Below are 15,368 nucleotides of genomic sequence, written 5' to 3'. Positions count from 1 at the left end.
GCATATTTTTCGGAGCATATTTCATGACGACGATCGGCGTTTTGGCACCGCGCGGCAGCCTCCCCTCCGGCGGTCTGCCTCGCAGCGGTGGTATGTCAGACCGCACGCTTTTTGCCCTTGCGGCGCTTAATTTCTTTCTGGCAGATGCCCGCGACGGGCTAGGGCCTTTTCTGGATGCATTTTTGGCGACACAGGGCTGGTCTTCACTTTCGCTGGGGATGATTGCCACGGTCGGCGGCCTCGTCGGTCTACTTGCCACACCGCTCTGCGGCGCGTTGGTGGACGGCACGACGTGGAAAAGAACGTTGATTGCCATCCCCGTCGTTCTCGTGACCGTCGGTGCGCTCATTACGCTGATTTTTCCCGATGCGTGGATCGTCTGGACCGGCCAGATCATGACTGCGGTTGTCGGCGCCGTCGTGGGACCGGCTCTGGCCGGACTGACGCTTGGTCTGGTCGGTGAACGCCTGTTCTCCCGTCAGATATCGCGAAACGAATTCTGGAATCATGGCGGCAATTTCGCATCGCTCTTCGCCACTTACGTTGCCGTTTCCTTCTTCGGCCTGCATGGCGTCATCGGACTGATGCTTCTGACGGCTGCCGGCGCACTTGTTGCCGCCGCCGCCATCGACCCCGACAGGATCGACCACAAGGTGGCGCGAGGTCTTGGCGAAGACAAGGGCGAACCGGGGCCCTCAGGCATCAATGTGCTGCTTCACGAACGCGGTCTGATATTCCTCGCGATCATTCTTCTTATCTTCCACTTCGGCAACGCGCCGATGGGGCGGCTTATCGCGCAGAATTTTGCCATCGAACTGCAGACACCATTTCGCACGACAGCGATCATTACTGGCGTCGCGCAATTTGCCATGATCTTCGTTGCGGCCTTGGCGCCGTGGCTGATCCGTCGCTTCGGTCTTGCGACGGTGTTCCTGATCGCGCTTGCCGCCCTTCCGATCCGCGGTCTGCTGGCATCCGCCTTCACCGATTTCTGGGTAATCTTTCCGGTACAGCTGCTTGACGGTATCGGTGCAGGCCTTCTGGGCATCGTGACGCCTGTGGCCGCCGAACGCATTCTCAAGGGAACCGGCCGGTTCAATGTCGGCCTTGCAAGCGTCATGATGGTGCAGGGCATTGGTGCGTCCCTTAGTAACGTCGTTGCCGGCTGGCTGGTCACCAAAGGCGGTTACGCCCTTTCGCACTTGGTCGGCGGCGGCATATCGGCCATCGCCATCGCTCTCTTCTTCATCTACCGAAACGAGATCGCCCCGAAGCAGGCCGACGAAGTACTGCCTCAGTAAACCGTACAAATAAAAAGGAGGCCTCACGGCCTCCTTCATCCAACTTGCGCAAATGTCGGTTATCCGACGAAAGCGCGCTCGATGACGAACTCGGCAGGCTTGTTGTTCGCACCTTCGTTAAGCCCGGCCTTTTCAAGAAGCTCCTTCGTGTCCTTCAGCATGGCCGAAGAACCGCAGATCATGCCGCGATCGATAGCGGGATCAAGTGCGGGAACACCCAGATCCGCAAACAGCTTGCCGTTCTCAATCAGCGAGGTGATGCGGCCCTTGAAGGGATAATCCTCGCGCGTGACAGTCGCATAGTGCTTGAGCTTGTCGCCGACGATCTCGTTCAGGAATTCATGGTTCCTGATTTCCTCGACCAGATCGAAACCGTATTTCAGTTCGGCCACATCGCGGCAGGTATGGGTGAGGATGACCTCTTCAAACTTTTCATAGGTCTCGGGATCGCGTATCAGGCTTGCGAAAGGTGCAATGCCGGTGCCGGTCGAGAACATATAGAGCCGTCTGCCTGGTGTCAGCGCATCCAGAACCAGAGTGCCTGTCGGCTTCTTGCGCATAAGCACGGTATCGCCGGGCTTGATCGCCTGAAGATGCGAAGTCAACGGGCCATCAGGAACCTTGATCGAGAAAAATTCGAGTTCCTCGTCCCAGGCAGGGCTGGCGATGGAATAAGCGCGGTAGATCGGCTTTTCGCCGACCATCAGGCCGATCATGGCGAATTCGCCGGATCGGAAGCGGAAGCCGGCCGGACGCGTCATGCGGAAACGGAACAGGTGATCCGTATAGTGCTCCACTGACAAAACTGTCTCGGCGTAAACACCATCAGGTATCTTGATCGCGAAATCTTCCGTCTTGGCTGGCGCGTTCATTTCAGGTTCCGTCCATTCATTCGATAAGCGACATTCTTCGAACGGGCAATTATACCATTTTTGCCGCGGTTTGAAGGCATGAGAATATCAATACTGCCATGCGCGCAGAAAATATGCATCTAAAACTCATATTTCCGCACAGCGCGTCATTGGGCCGCACGGCGGCGCCAGCTATAGGCCTCTCCACCGTTGGCCGGAAGGGCCGTCGGCTGGTAATAGACCGGGATTTCCGGCAGGCGATTTTCGGACAGGCGGCGGATCGCCGTCTCGTTCGTCACCGCAAAGCTGGTAAAGCCGGTGCGCAGCATCAGCGGCACCTGGTCGATCAGAACATCGCCAACCGCCCTCACCTCGCCGGCAAAATCAAGACGGCTGCGCAGCAACGAGGCATGGCTGAAACCCCGCCCGTCATTGAAGGCCGGGAAGCTGACGGCGACAAGGTCGATACGGTCGAGATAGGGCTCGAGCCGGGTGACATCGTCGGCAGGCGCAATCAGAACGCCGAGGCCGACATCATTGCTTTCGGCCGCACGGACAAGGAAATCAGCGAGCGGCATCACCGATTTCTGCTCGGCAGTTGCCTTCACTTCTTCCGTTTCGATCACCCAGGGATCGTTTTCCACGAAGCCGTCGCGGTTCCATATTTTCGTCATGGCAATCTCCTCAGGCGGCTTCAGCGGCGGAACCGTAGAGCGCATCCTTGAACGGCTGCGGTCCGACGCGGCGATAGGCTTCGAGGAAGGTTTCTTCCTTCGAAAGACGCAAGCCCAGATAGGTGTCGACGATGGTTTCCACCGCGTCGGTCACTTTTTCCGGCTCGAAACCACGGCCAATGATCTCACCAATCGAGGTGTTTTCATCACCCGATCCGCCAAGCGTGATCTGGTAGAGTTCCGCACCCTTCTTCTCAACACCCAGAAGGCCGATATGGCCGACATGGTGGTGGCCGCAGGCATTGATGCAGCCGGAAATCTTGATCTTAAGCTCGCCGATTTCCGCCTGACGTTCCGGCGCGCCAAAACGGGTAGAGATTTCCTGCGCCACCGGAATGGAGCGCGCATTGGCAAGCGCGCAATAGTCCAGCCCAGGACAGGCAATGATATCGGTGATCAGCCCGGCATTGGCAGTCGCCAGTCCAGCTCCTACAAGTGCGCGATAGACCGGCTCGAGATCGGCCAGTGCCACATGCGGCAGGATGATGTTCTGCTCGTGGCTGATGCGGATTTCGTCAAACGCGTATTCGGCGGCGATATCGGCGACGAGTTCCATCTGCTCGTCGGTCGCATCGCCGGGAATGCCGCCAATCGGCTTCAGGGAAATCGTCACCATGCCGTAGTCCGGATGCTTATGCGGCTGGACGTTCTGCTCGACAAAACGGGCAAAACCTTCATCCGCCCGCTTCCAGCGCGCCAGGCTCTCCCAGCCTTCAGGGCGGTCCTTCAGTGCTGGCGGTGCAAAATAGGCGGTGATGGCTGCAATATCGGCATCCGGCAGCTTCAATTCCGTGTTTTTCAGCTCCGCGAATTCAACCTCGACCTGGCGGGCCAGTTCTTCTGCGCCGGTTTCATGCACGAGGATCTTGATACGCGCCTTGTACTTGTTGTCGCGGCGGCCGTGCAGGTTGTAAACGCGCATGACGGCCGTGGTATAGGACAGCAGGTCTTCTTCCGGCAGGAAGTCGCGGATCTTCTTGGCGATCATCGGCGTACGGCCCTGCCCGCCGCCGACATAGACGGCAAAACCGATCTCGCCCTTGTCGTTCTTTTTCAGATGCAGGCCGATATCGTGAACCTGAATCGCGGCGCGGTCGCGCTCGGCGCCCGTTACAGCGATCTTGAACTTGCGCGGCAGGAACGAGAACTCTGGATGCACGGAAGACCATTGACGCAGGATTTCCGCATAAGGACGCGGATCGGCGACCTCGTCTGCGGCGGCGCCCGCGAAATGGTCGGCGGTCACGTTGCGAATGCAGTTACCCGAGGTCTGCAGCGCATGCATTTCCACGCTTGCCAGTTCGGAGAGGATATCGGGCGTGTCGGACAGGCGCGGCCAGTTGTACTGAATGTTCTGGCGGGTGGTGAAGTGGCCGTAACCCCGGTCATATTTGCGGGCTATATGGGCCAGCATCCGCATCTGCTGCGAATTCAGCGTGCCGTAGGGAATGGCGACGCGCAGCATATAGGCGTGGAGCTGGAGATAGACACCGTTCATAAGGCGCAGCGGCTTGAACGCGTCCTCGGCAAGCTCGCCGGACAACCGGCGCTCGACCTGATCGCGAAACTGTGCCACGCGGCCTTCAACAAATGCGTGATCGAACTCGTCGTAACGGTACATATTCTTCCTCAGACTGCGATGAATGCTGCATCGGCCGGCTTGAAGCCGTTGGCATAGTGCATGGTCGGGCCAGCGGCGCGAATGCGCTCACGAAGCCGCGTCGGCCAAAGCTTGCCATTCTCCTCCACCACGTCGATGACATTCACGTCAACGACCTTGTTGGCGGAAAAATCCCGCTTGCCGATTTCCTCGAACGAAGCGACGGCCTCTGCGTGGCGGGCGACGATTGCGTCCTGCAGGTTCTCCGTCCATTCGCCATTGGCATCGAGCCATACAGCGATCCCATCGCCCAGGCGGTTGGCGGTCAAAACCTTGTCAGCCATTTGCATACTCCCTTTTAAGGTTCGCTGGCCGCGCAACAAGCGCGAGCGCCTCGGACCTGTCAAAATTGGCGCCCGCCACCGCATCGCCGATGATGACCATGACCGGACCGGTCAGTTCGTCGCGATGTTCGAGGTCGGGCAGATCGTTCAAAGTGCCATGCAGCAGGCGGCGATCCGCGCGGCTGGCATTTTCGATAACGGCTACGGTCGTTTCCACGCCGAGACCTGCCTCTATCAGCCTCGTCGCGACCGACGCGGCAACGCTGCGGCCCATATAGACAGCAATGGTAGCGCCGGAGACGGCAAGCCGCGCCCAGTCCGGCAGGACATCGCCGGTCAGATCGTGGCCGGTGGTGAAAATCAGCGACGAAGCGACACCGCGCAGCGTCAAGGGCAATTCGAAATCCGCAGCAGCGGCGAAGGCGGAGGTAATGCCCGGAACGATCTCGTAACCGATACCGGCATCGCGCAGAGCCGCCATTTCCTCTCCCGCCCGGCCATAGACCAGCGGATCACCGGATTTGAGGCGCACGACGCGCTTGCCGTCTTTACCAAGACGCACCAGCAGGCGGTTGATCTCATCCTGCGACTTGCTGTGGCAGCCCTTGCGTTTGCCGACGGACAGCCGCTCGGCGTCGCGGCGCCCCATGTCAACGATTGCCTGCGGCACTAGCGCATCGTAGACGATCACATCCGCTTCCATCAGCACGCGCTGCGCGCGCAGCGTCAGCAAATCTTCAGCACCGGGACCAGCGCCGACAAGCCAGACGCGGCCTTCGCTGCGCTCGGGCGATTGCAGCAAACGGTCAGCGGCATGGCGGGCGGATGATGTATCGCCGAGAGCGACGGCATCTGCGACAGCACCGGAAAAGAACCGGCGCCAGAAATTTCGCCGCAACGCGCCCTTGGGAACATTCTGCTCGGCGGCGTCACGATATTGCACGGCGAGGCGCGCAAGCTTGCCCAGCGACGGAGACAGCATCTGATCGATGCGTGCACGGATCATCTGGGCAAGAACCGGGCCTGCGCCTTCGGTGCCAATGGCGATGGCGACGGGTGCGCGGGCGACGAGTGCCGGCGTGAAGAAATCGCAGAACTCCGGCTGATCCACCGCATTGGCAGGGATTTTCTTGGAGCGCGCAGCCAAAACGATCTCACGGTCCAGTGCCTCGTCTCCAGTGGCGGCAAAAACCAGCGTCGCGCCTTCAATCAGCGGGCTTGCGAAACTCAAGGCCCGATGATCGATGCCGTTTTCGCTGATATAGCGCGCAAAATCCGCTTCCGGCTGGTCGGCATAAGCAATGATATGTGCATTGGTATTGGCAAGCAGCCTTACCTTCGCAAAGGCCTCGTCACCATTGCCGAAAACAGCGACCTGCCGTCCCTCAACCCGGAAGAACGCGGGGAAGGTCGAAAGGCGATCGCCAGAAGCGGAAAAATCATGTTCGTTGTGCATCGGGCATTTATCCCGCATTGCGGCGCAAGATTGAAGAAACAGAAATTCAAGCCTTTCCGACACCTGGATTTTTATTTCTCGAACACCCCTGTTTTTGAGGAAAACTAACCGGCGCACCTTTATCAACCCTGTCGAACGCCTCGAAATCCCATGAGAATCCCTTGACAAACCAGGCCCTCGCGCCGAACAAGAAGGGACTATTTTCGTCGATATCTCCATGCAAAACCGCTTCCCCCTGAGGCGGTACGAAGGATCAGACCCTTGACCAGCTCGACCATCGCCACCCGTCTTCTCGATGTTATCGAACACGATATCCTGCCCCTGACGACGCGCGGCGTCAGCCTCGGCAACAAGGTTTTCGGTGCGGCGATCCTGCGTAAATCCGACCTGTCGCTGGTGATCGCGGAGACGAATAACGAGCTGGAAAACCCGCTCTGGCATGGAGAAGTGCACGCGCTGAAGCGGTTTTACGAGCTGGGTGAGAAACCGAACACCAAGGAATTGATTTTCCTTTCCACCCATGAACCCTGCACCATGTGCATGTCAGCCATCACCTGGGCCGGCTTCGATAATTTCTACTCCTTTTTCAGCCACGAGGATTCGCGCGACGCTTTCGCCATTCCGCACGACCTGAAAATCCTCAAGGAAGTTTTCGGGCTGGAGCCGGGCGGGTATCGCCGCAGCAACGCCTTCTGGAACTCTTTCTTCATTGCCGATCTGGTGGAGAGCGAAGACGATCCGCTGAAGACCGAGCTGAAGGCGCAGACGGCCCGCATCAAGGCTGCCTATGACGAGCTTTCCACCAGCTATCAGTCATCGAAGAGTGGCAACGATATTCCGCTGAATTAGAGCATTTCTAGACGGTTTTCCGCCTGGATATGTATGAAAATAAAGTACGAAGGTTTGAAAGACTATGGAAGCCTCGAAGGATATTTCCCGCCTGATCGAGATCATGGAAGCCCTGCGCCAGCCGGAAACCGGCTGCCCCTGGGATGTCGTCCAGACCTTCGAGACGATCAAGCCTTACACCATCGAAGAGGCTTATGAGGTTGCCGACGCCATCGAGCGCAAGGATATGGATGATCTTTGCGAAGAACTGGGCGACCTGTTGCTGCAGGTGGTTTTCCATGCCCGCATCGCCGAGGAACGGGGCGAATTCGCCTTTGGCGACGTGGTTGAGGCCGTGACGTCCAAAATGATCCGCCGCCATCCGCACGTCTTTGCCGTTTCCGCCGCCAATACGCCTGACAGCGTCAAGCTGCAATGGGACCAGATCAAGGCCGAGGAAAAGCGGGAGCGTGCGGAACGCCGCGCCCGCCGCGGCATCACCGAGGATTTCAAGGCTGGCTTTTTAGGCGGTGTGCAGCGTAGCCAGCCGGCTCTGACCGAGGCTCTCAAGTTGCAGGAACAGGCTGCGCGCATCGGTTTCGATTGGTCTGATCCAGCCCCCATTCTCGACAAGATCGAGGAGGAAATCGCCGAACTGCGTGAAGCGCTGGCGGAGGGGAAGCCGGAGAAGGTCTCTGATGAACTTGGCGATCTCATCTTCGCGCTGGTCAATATCGGCCGCCATGTCAAAGCCGATCCGGAAGACGCGCTGCGCGGCACCAACACGAAATTCCGCAGGCGTTTCAATCACATCGAGACGTCGCTCACCGAAAATGGCGAAACGCTTCAGGAAGCAAGCCTTGAGAGAATGGAAGACCTGTGGCAGGCGGCAAAACGCATCGAACGCTCGCTGGATATGGTTTCGTCCTGATCACCCGGATATGCCGAAAAATTCAGAGCGCCCGGTGCTTTCGACAGTGGTGACGAAAACCTAAAACCTCTCCTGCGTCATGCTAGGGCCTGTCCCGAGCATCTGCGACATCCTGATTATATCTGTGTGTCTAGATCCTTGGGACAAGCCCAAGGATGACGTTGAGTATAAGGGAATTTACCGCAATCGTTCTCGGAGCGCTTACTGCTCCCAGTCTTCCCGCTCGCGGATGGTTGCCTTTCCAAGCTTCCGTTCCAGCTCGGTGGCCTGCGCTTCCGACAGGCGCACATCAAGGGAAACAGAACCGTCTTCATTGTCTTCGCGGCTATCCACGATGGAGTTGCTGTAGACCCATGAGATCAGCGGCAATTGCTCGACGGAGAGGACTACAGTCGTTTCCGTCAGGACACCTGACAGACGGCCGGAAATCTCGTCCATCAGGGCATCGACACCCTCGCCCGTGACCGCGGAAACGGCACGAATATCGGAGCGGCCCTCGGCACGCTCAATAATGGCGTCATGCGCTTCGGGTTCGAGACGATCGACCTTGTTCCAGACCTCGATGATGCGCTTTTCGGCTTCCTTCTCGTCAATACCGAGATCGCCAAGAATGCGCAGCACATCGGCCGACTGGGCCGCATTATCCGGATCGGACATGTCGCGCACGTGCAAAATAAGATCGGCTTCCAGCACCTCTTCCAGCGTTGCGCGGAAAGCGGCGACGAGATGTGTCGGCAGATCGGAGATGAAACCGACGGTATCGGACAGGATAACCGTGCGGCCATGCGGCAGCTTCATGCGGCGCAAGGTTGGATCGAGCGTTGCGAACAGCATGTCTTCCGCCAGAACGCCAGCGCCGGTAATACGATTGAACAGGGTGGACTTGCCGGCATTGGTATAACCGACCAGCGCCACGATCGGATGCGGCACCTTTCGGCGCTTGGCGCGGTGAAGCTGGCGGGTGCGCACGACCTGCTCCAGCTCGCGCTCGAGCTTGACGATGCGATCCTGCAGCAGCCGACGGTCGGCCTCGATCTGCGTTTCACCCGGACCGCCCATGAAGCCCGCGCCACCGCGCTGGCGTTCAAGGTGGGTCCAGCTTCTGACGAGGCGGCCCTTCTGATAGTTCAGATGCGCAAGATCGACCTGCAACGTGCCTTCCTTGGTGGAGGCGCGGCGGCCGAAGATTTCAAGGATCAGGCCCGTCCTGTCGATGACCTTCGCATTCCATTGCTTTTCAAGATTGCGCTGCTGCACCGGGGTCAAAGGATGATCGACGATCACCAGACCGGAATTGGTTTCATCCAGAAGATGGCCGATTTCCTCGATCTTGCCGGTTCCAAACAAAGTTGCCGGACGCGGCTGGTTGACCGGCACGACAAGACCTTGCGTCACCTCAAGATCAATGGCGAGCGCCAGCCCCTTTGCTTCCTCAAGCTTGGCCTCAACAGACCGTACAGGAGAAACCGGACCCGCCACCGCATCACGGCTTTCGCGCTGCTGCTTGAGGACAGGCACGATGACCACCGCACGCATGTCGTCGCGGTGCTTTTCCTGTTCGGGGATGATCGATTCGTTCGAGGTGTCGCGCGTCGTAATGGGTTCAGCCTTATCAAGAAATGACATTGCAGCCGACCGCATCCGTGCGGACGACTATCTGGATTAACCTGATTGAACCGGAAATGTTCCCGGTTCAGGTCAGCTTATATCGAAGATACCGTTGAGGGAGCCTGATCAGGCTGCGCCTTCTTCGCTCTCGAACATCTGCATCGGCTGGCCGGGCATGATGGTGGAGATCGCATGCTTGTAAACAAGCTGCGAGTGACCGTCACGGCGCAGAAGCACGCAGAAATTATCGAAGGAAGTGACAACGCCCGTCAGCTTGACGCCGTTGATCAGGAAAATCGTGAGCGAAATCTTTTGCTTACGAACGGTATTGAGGAAAAGATCCTGAAGGTTTTGAGAACGTTCCGCCATGGCGCCGCTTCTTTCTTTTTTGCCGGCAGGGATACCGGAAAATAATCAATCAATAATAAGCCGGCCGAGTCTAGTCCCCCGCTTGGCCGACCTGCAACTCTGGTATCAAATCGTGTCCTGTTCCGCAACGGCGAAAACAGCCGAATGAGTACGAGTATTGACCTGCTTTTTCGATTCGAAACAGTCAGAAATATTGTATCGAAACCCGGAAAAGCTGTTCCACGTCGCGCACCGCATCGGCAGATGCAAACAGCACGACGCGGTCCTTCGCCTTGATCTTCGTGCTGCCGTCCGGGCGGATCACCACACCGTCGCGATAGATCGCGCCGATGCGCACGCCATCAGGCATATCGATGTCACGAAAGGACTGGCCGACCAGCGGCGAAGTCTCCAGCGCCTCTGCCTCGATTACCTCCGCCGAGCCGCGCTGAACGGCATAAACCGACCGGATACGGCCCTTGCGCACATGCTGGAGAACGCGCGAAATGGTAACGGCCCGGGGATTGATATAGGCGTCGAGACCGAGTGAATCCGCAACCTCGTGAAAGGACGAGCTGTTCAACAATGCAAGGTTGGATTTGCAGCCAAGCTGCTTGGCCATCACCGCCGCCAGTATATTGGTCTGATCGCTGTTGGTGAGCGTCACGATCAGATCCGCATCCTGAATATCGGCCTGCAGCAAAATCTTCTGGTCCAGCGCCGAACCATGCATGACAATGGTGTTGCTGAGCTGTTCCGATGCGGCAATAGCCCTGTCGCGATCCGCCTCGATGATTTTTACCCGCGTCTTAGGCTGCAACTCCTCGATCTTCTGCGCGACGAAGTGGCCGATATTGCCGGCGCCCGCAATCACGATGCGCTGGGCCTCCTGCTCCTCATGGCCGAAGAGGCCAAGGGTGCGGCGTGCGTGCTGTCGCTGACAGATGACATAAGCAAGGTCGCCGACGCGCAGCTGCTCGGAGGAGTGCGCGACCTTGAGGATGCCGTTCCGGTAGACACCCACCACGGTTGCGATAAGGTCCGGAAAGAGGTTGGAAAGCTGCTGCAGCGGCGTGTTGATGACCGGGCAGTCCTCCATGCACTCGATTGCCAGCATGAAGACCGTGTCGTCGGCGAAACGCACGACATCGGTGGCACCCGGAAAGGCGATGCGCCTGAGTACCATCTTGCCGACTTCGACTTCAGGCGAAATCGTCACGTCGATCGACATGTTTTCGCGGCTGAACAGATCGGCATATTCCGGCTTCAGATAGCTTTGGTCGCGGATGCGAGCGATCTTGGTCGGAACGCTGAACAGCGCATGCGCAACTTCGCAGGCGACGATATTGATCTCGTCATGCAGGGTCACGGCGATGATCATGTCGGCCTGGTCCGCACCCGCCTTTGCCAGCATGTCGGGATGGGCGCCATGGCCGACATAGCCGCGCACATCCAGCGTCTCTGTAATGGCGGTAATGAGGGTCGCGGAGGTATCGATGACCGATACCTCATTATCCTCGCGCGACAGTTGTTCGGCAATGCCGTAACCCACCTGCCCTGCGCCGCAAATGATGACTTTCATGCTGTCTCTCTGACGGAATAATCGATTACGACGACTTGGGCCTTCGTCTCTTATACGCCGAGAGATTTCAGTTTGCGATGCAGTGCCGATCTTTCCATGCCGACAAATTCCGCCGTTCGCGAAATATTGCCGCCGAAGCGGTTGATCTGGGCAACCAGATAGTCGCGCTCGAACATTTCACGTGCTTCGCGCAACGGCAGGGTCATGATGTGCTGATCGCCTTGCGCCGAAATCTTCGGCAGCATGTCGCCAATATCCGCCGGCAACATGTCTGCCGAGATTGGTGCCTCACCGCCTTCGGGGCGCGCCAGAATCATCAGCCGCTCGATATTGTTGCGGAGCTGGCGAATGTTACCCGGCCAATCATGCGTCTGGAGAACGGCCATGGCGTCATCGCCGATCTTGCGCGGGCGGATGCCGGCCTGTTCGGAAATCTGCCGCATGAACATGTCGACGAGGAAAGGAATATCCTCACGCCGCTCGGACAGCGCCGGCACCTTCACCGGCACCACGGCGAGGCGATGGTAGAGATCTTCGCGGAACTGGCCTTCGGCGATCAGGCTTTCGAGGTGATGGGCGGTCGAGGAGATGATGCGCACATCCACCTTTACCCGCTTGCCGCCACCGACACGCTCGAACTGCTGATCGACCAGCACGCGCAGGATCTTGTTCTGCGTTTCGCGCGGCATCTCGCCAACTTCATCGAGATAGAGAACACCGCGATGGGCCTCTTCCAGAGCGCCCACCTTGCGCGGCTGCCCGGGCAGACCTTCGGTACCGAACAAGGCAATTTCCATGCGGTCCGGCGTGATGGTCGCAGCGTTCAGCGCAACGAAAGGTCCTGTAGCACGCGAGGATTTCTTGTGCACCATGCGCGCCACCAGCTCCTTTCCGGAACCGGAGGGGCCGAGGATCATGATGCGGCTGTTGGTGGGCGCCACGCGGTCAATGGTCTGGCGAAGTTGGGAAACCGCAAGCGACGCGCCGACGAGTTCAACCGCGTCGCCAGTGCGCTTCTTGAGTTCCTGCACCTCCCGCTTCAGCTTGGAGTTCTCCAGCGCGCGTTCGGCAATCAGGATCAGGCGGTCTGCCTTGAACGGTTTCTCAATAAAATCGAACGCGCCGCGCTTGATGGCGTTGACGGCGGTTTCGATGTTGCCGTGACCGGAAATCATCACAACAGGGATATCGGGATGGCGGCTCTTGATCTCGTCCAGCAGGGCCAGACCGTCGAGCTTCGACCCTTGCATCCAGATGTCGAGAAAGATGAGACGCGGAACGCGTTCGGAAATGGCGGCCAGCGCGCTGTCGCTGTCGAACGCCATGCGCGTCTCGTGGCCTTCATCGGAAAGAATACCCGCTACGATTTCGCGAATGTCCGCCTCGTCATCCACGACCAGAATATCAGACGCCATATGCTGCTTCCTTGTTATTTTTGCCGCTGACCGCCTCGATATAGGGCAGCAGCACTCTGATCATGGCACCGTGGCCATGGTCGAATTCCGGCGGTGCATCGTGGAGTTCCAGATACCCGCCATGCTCTTCGATGATTTTCTTGACGATGGCGAGGCCGAGGCCCGTGCCCTTGTCCCGCATCGTCATATAGGGTTCGAGAATGCGGTGACGGTTCTCGACGGGCAAGCCTCTGCCATTGTCGATGATGTCAGCCACGAACCGTGAATTGGCCTCGTCAAAGGATGCGCGCACCAGGATTTTGCCTGGCCGCTTTTCGCCTTCCACCGCCTCGATCGCTTCCGTTGCATTCTTGATGAGATTGCCGAACGCCTGTCCCAGCATGCGGGCATCGAACATGCCCTCCAGCGGGACATCGCCAAATTCCGTCGAGAATTTCGTGTCTGCGGCGCTTATTTCGCGCAGGAATGCCGCGTCCTTCAAGATTGAACGCAGGTCCGACTTTTCCTTCGTGGGCTTCGGCATACGCGCAAAGGCCGAGAATTCATCCACCATCCGGCCGATGTCACCAACCTGCCGGACGATGGTGTCCGTACACTGGTCAAAGATGGCGCGATCGTTCTCGTCGATCTGCTTGCCGAAGCGGCGTTTGATGCGCTCGGCGGAAAGCTGGATAGGTGTCAGAGGATTCTTGATCTCATGCGCAATACGCCGCGCGACGTCGGACCAGGCGGTCGAGCGCTGGGCAATGACGAGATCGGTGATATCGTCGAGCGTGATGACGTAGCTGTCGCGGCTGTCGCGTGCATCCTCACGGGTCACCTGCACATTGAGCGTCCGTTCGGTGCCGCGCCGCATGATGTTGATCTGCTTGCGGAAATTGCCGCGCGACCAGGTATTGGCCTCGGTCACGACCTCTTCGATTTCAGGCGCGATATCAGATAGTTGCGCACCGATAAGCTGGTCGGAGGAAAGCGCCACGAATTCTTCAGCCGAAGGATTGACGATGGTGATCCTGCGGTTTTCATCAATGCCGATAACGGCGGCGGTAACGCCCGACAACACGGCCTCGATGAAGCGGCGGCGATCATCGATGTCGTCTTTCGCTTCAATGATCTGTTCCTGTTGGCTGCGCAGTTCCGAGACCATCTTGTTGAAGGTGCGCGACAGGCGGCCAACGTCGCCATCGATGGCGCGAACGGGAACCAGCACATGCATGTTACCGGTGGCGACACTGTCTGCGGCGCTGATGAGGAGACGGATAGGACGCACGATACGGTCGGCCACCGCAATCGCGGTCCAGATCGCCGCCAGAAGCACGATCAGCGCGAAACCGAGATAAAGGATTGCAAACGCAATCTGCAACGGCGCACGGCCGGCCTCCATCGCCTTGTATTCGGCGCGGTTCTCTTCCATCAGCCGCATCGCGCCCATTACCTTGGGATCGACGGCACGCACGGTATAGAGAAACGTACCGCTGATGCCCTCGAGCTTGATGATGGCGCCGACGAGATTGGTGATGCCAGGCGGAATAAGGGTTGGCTGACCAGCGGCGGCCTTTTCAAGCGCATCGTGCGGAATGGCCGGAAGCGGCTTTTCCGTCTTGATATCGGCTTGCGCGACGGCGTCGCCGTCTTCCTGCACCAGGAATGCGCCGAGAAGACCACGGCCCTTGGCCTGACGGGTCATGAGATCGACGAAGCCGGTGCGGTCGAGATAAAAGAGCGCGCGATTGCGGTCGAGGTCGGTGGCCATCGACAGGGTCTGTCCCTGAAGATAACCGGCATTCTCCATCATATAGGCCTGGGCGATATTGCTGGAGGAATCGACGATCGACTGGGTACGTAGCGCAAACCAGCGGTCGAGACCGACATTCAGCGTCAGACTGGCGAAGATGGCGACGAGAACGGCCGGTGTAATCGCAACGATGGAAAACAGCACGACGATGCGCACATGCAATCGTGCCGCCGCCCTGCCCTTTTTCCGCGCTTTCAGCAGGCGGTTGATTTCCCGACCGATGAGAAAGATCAGTCCGATCACAAAGACCGAATTGATGACGACCGAGGCGATGACGACATTCGATGTCGGCGCAATCGGTGTTACGCCCAGAAGCACGAAAAGTGTCAGTATGGCGCAAACAAGGGCGACACCGGCAAGCACCAGCCCCGGCAGAGCGAAAGACATCCTGCGATCGGCTACCACCATTCCCGCTGCGTCTTCGGCAACGGCTTTTTCGGCGGCGGGTTTCCGCATGCATTTCTCCCAATCGCTGGCCAGCCAGCACCACATTCATGAAAATGGGCAAATCCGCCTCGTGCCGGCGAATCTCTCTCCATCCTAGTGTTTTCCAAGCAACACAATGTGGCGAAAAT

At 58.5% G+C, this 15,368-nt stretch carries 13 protein-coding genes; 3 read left to right on the top strand and 10 right to left on the bottom strand.

The features are described 5' to 3' along the window. Positions 1-23 precede the first annotated feature (23 nt). A complete protein-coding gene (locus tag F617_RS0113200) occupies positions 24-1,301 on the top strand; it encodes an MFS transporter (protein WP_019565556.1) in 1,278 nt (425 codons plus the stop codon). Positions 1,302-1,360: 59 nt separating this feature from the next. Here F617_RS0113200 and F617_RS0113195 read toward each other — a convergent pair whose 3' ends face one another. The 5 genes from F617_RS0113195 to cysG all read right to left on the bottom strand — a co-directional run bounded on the left by F617_RS0113195 (position 1,361) and on the right by cysG (position 6,286). Further along, positions 1,361-2,173 carry a ferredoxin--NADP reductase gene (locus tag F617_RS0113195; RefSeq protein WP_003512938.1) on the bottom strand — a complete coding sequence of 271 codons (813 nt, stop codon included), beginning with the start codon at positions 2,171-2,173 and terminating at the stop codon, positions 1,361-1,363. Positions 2,174-2,319: 146 nt separating this feature from the next. Next, entirely contained in the window at positions 2,320-2,826 is a 507-nt protein-coding gene (locus F617_RS0113185; protein WP_019565555.1) for a DUF934 domain-containing protein, read from the bottom strand. A gap of 10 nt (positions 2,827-2,836) precedes the next feature. After that, positions 2,837-4,507 carry a nitrite/sulfite reductase gene (locus F617_RS0113180; RefSeq protein WP_003512935.1) on the bottom strand — a complete coding sequence of 557 codons (1,671 nt, stop codon included), beginning with the start codon at positions 4,505-4,507 and terminating at the stop codon, positions 2,837-2,839. Between the two features lie 8 nt (positions 4,508-4,515). Next, a complete protein-coding gene (locus F617_RS0113175; protein ID WP_003512933.1) occupies positions 4,516-4,830 on the bottom strand; it encodes a DUF2849 domain-containing protein in 315 nt (104 codons plus the stop codon). Then, positions 4,823-6,286, bottom strand: coding sequence for a siroheme synthase CysG (gene cysG, locus F617_RS0113170; RefSeq protein WP_019565554.1), 1,464 nt, complete (start codon positions 6,284-6,286; stop codon positions 4,823-4,825). The genes F617_RS0113175 and cysG overlap by 8 nt, the downstream gene beginning before the upstream one ends. Positions 6,287-6,547: 261 nt before the next feature. On the opposite strand from cysG, the gene F617_RS0113160 reads away from it, so the two are divergent. Together F617_RS0113160 and mazG are read left to right on the top strand one after the other, a co-directional pair. Continuing rightward, the gene (locus F617_RS0113160) at positions 6,548-7,135 is read left to right on the top strand and encodes a deaminase (protein ID WP_019565552.1); all 588 of its coding nucleotides are present in this window, start codon (positions 6,548-6,550) and stop codon (positions 7,133-7,135) included. A gap of 64 nt (positions 7,136-7,199) precedes the next feature. Beyond that, positions 7,200-8,045, top strand: a complete 846-nt coding sequence (mazG, locus tag F617_RS0113155) for a nucleoside triphosphate pyrophosphohydrolase (RefSeq protein ID WP_019565551.1) — start codon at positions 7,200-7,202, stop codon at positions 8,043-8,045. A gap of 201 nt (positions 8,046-8,246) precedes the next feature. On the opposite strand, the gene hflX is transcribed toward mazG, so the two are convergent. The 5 genes from hflX to F617_RS0113130 all read right to left on the bottom strand — a co-directional run bounded on the left by hflX (position 8,247) and on the right by F617_RS0113130 (position 15,249). After that, positions 8,247-9,671: a GTPase HflX gene (gene hflX, locus F617_RS0113150; RefSeq protein ID WP_019565550.1), complete on the bottom strand. Its 1,425-nt coding sequence runs from the start codon at positions 9,669-9,671 to the stop codon at positions 8,247-8,249. A 108-nt stretch (positions 9,672-9,779) separates the two neighbouring features. Continuing rightward, entirely contained in the window at positions 9,780-10,022 is a 243-nt protein-coding gene (gene hfq, locus F617_RS0113145) for an RNA chaperone Hfq (RefSeq protein ID WP_003496145.1), read from the bottom strand. Positions 10,023-10,206: 184 nt separating this feature from the next. Further along, positions 10,207-11,583 carry a Trk system potassium transporter TrkA gene (gene trkA / locus F617_RS0113140; protein ID WP_003512920.1) on the bottom strand — a complete coding sequence of 459 codons (1,377 nt, stop codon included), beginning with the start codon at positions 11,581-11,583 and terminating at the stop codon, positions 10,207-10,209. A gap of 50 nt (positions 11,584-11,633) precedes the next feature. Then, the gene (locus F617_RS0113135; protein ID WP_003512918.1) at positions 11,634-12,998 is read right to left on the bottom strand and encodes a sigma-54 dependent transcriptional regulator; all 1,365 of its coding nucleotides are present in this window, start codon (positions 12,996-12,998) and stop codon (positions 11,634-11,636) included. Further along, a complete protein-coding gene (locus F617_RS0113130) occupies positions 12,988-15,249 on the bottom strand; it encodes a PAS domain-containing sensor histidine kinase (RefSeq protein WP_019565549.1) in 2,262 nt (753 codons plus the stop codon). Before F617_RS0113130 ends, F617_RS0113135 begins: the two co-directional genes overlap by 11 nt. Positions 15,250-15,368 lie beyond the last annotated feature (119 nt).

It is taken from the genome of Agrobacterium sp. 10MFCol1.1, from assembly GCF_000381165.1.
Classification (GTDB): Bacteria; Pseudomonadota; Alphaproteobacteria; order Rhizobiales; family Rhizobiaceae; genus Agrobacterium; species Agrobacterium tumefaciens.
The sequence above is the reverse complement of the archived record's forward strand: the minus strand, read 5'-3'. Positions and strand labels throughout refer to the sequence as shown.

Bases quoted from the DNA above. Each gene is read 5' to 3' on its own strand.
- mazG (WP_019565551.1), top strand. From the start codon at position 7,200: ATGGAAGCCTCGAAGGATATTTCCCGCCTGATCGAGATCATGGAAGCC.
- F617_RS0113180 (WP_003512935.1), bottom strand. From the start codon at position 4,507: ATGTACCGTTACGACGAGTTCGATCACGCATTTGTTGAAGGCCGCGTG.
- F617_RS0113185 (WP_019565555.1), bottom strand. From the start codon at position 2,826: ATGACGAAAATATGGAACCGCGACGGCTTCGTGGAAAACGATCCCTGG.
- F617_RS0113200 (WP_019565556.1), top strand. From the start codon at position 24: ATGACGACGATCGGCGTTTTGGCACCGCGCGGCAGCCTCCCCTCCGGC.
- cysG (WP_019565554.1), bottom strand. From the start codon at position 6,286: ATGCACAACGAACATGATTTTTCCGCTTCTGGCGATCGCCTTTCGACC.
- F617_RS0113135 (WP_003512918.1), bottom strand. From the start codon at position 12,998: ATGGCGTCTGATATTCTGGTCGTGGATGACGAGGCGGACATTCGCGAA.
- F617_RS0113130 (WP_019565549.1), bottom strand. From the start codon at position 15,249: ATGCGGAAACCCGCCGCCGAAAAAGCCGTTGCCGAAGACGCAGCGGGA.
- hflX (WP_019565550.1), bottom strand. From the start codon at position 9,671: ATGTCATTTCTTGATAAGGCTGAACCCATTACGACGCGCGACACCTCG.
- F617_RS0113195 (WP_003512938.1), bottom strand. From the start codon at position 2,173: ATGAACGCGCCAGCCAAGACGGAAGATTTCGCGATCAAGATACCTGAT.
- trkA (WP_003512920.1), bottom strand. From the start codon at position 11,583: ATGAAAGTCATCATTTGCGGCGCAGGGCAGGTGGGTTACGGCATTGCC.
- hfq (WP_003496145.1), bottom strand. From the start codon at position 10,022: ATGGCGGAACGTTCTCAAAACCTTCAGGATCTTTTCCTCAATACCGTT.
- F617_RS0113175 (WP_003512933.1), bottom strand. From the start codon at position 4,830: ATGGCTGACAAGGTTTTGACCGCCAACCGCCTGGGCGATGGGATCGCT.